Raw genomic sequence first — 350 nt, 5'->3', positions numbered from 1 at the left:
CCCGGTAAGGGATTGATTGCTCACTCAGATTGCGGCAGCCAATACTGTGCACATGATTACCAGAATTTATTGCAACAATTTGGCATGATCGCTTCCATGAGTCGCAAGGATGATTGCTATGAGAACGCGCCGATGGAAACTTCTGGGGAATACTTAAAACCGAGCTGGTGCATCATAGAAGATTCAAAACACGACAACAAGCCATTCAGGAGATGTCGAATATATAGAAATCTTGGATAGCCGGCAGAGAAAATAGAAAAGGCTGGACTATTTGTCACCAGCACAATTTACGCAGCAATACTATGCAAATTTGCTTGTTGCTTAAACCGATGGACTCCATTTTTGACAGC

General features: G+C 43.1%; 1 pseudogene. It reads left to right on the top strand.

Annotation, left to right across the window (positions count from 1 at the left end):
- A pseudogene (locus C7H79_RS19170) lies at positions 1-325 on the top strand (transposase); the annotation flags it as partial.
- Between the last annotated feature and the right edge of the window lie 25 nt (positions 326-350).

The organism is Nitrosomonas supralitoralis, from assembly GCF_003011925.2.
Taxonomy (GTDB): Bacteria; Pseudomonadota; Gammaproteobacteria; order Burkholderiales; family Nitrosomonadaceae; genus Nitrosomonas; species Nitrosomonas supralitoralis.
The sequence above is the reverse complement of the archived record's forward strand: the minus strand, read 5'-3'. Positions and strand labels throughout refer to the sequence as shown.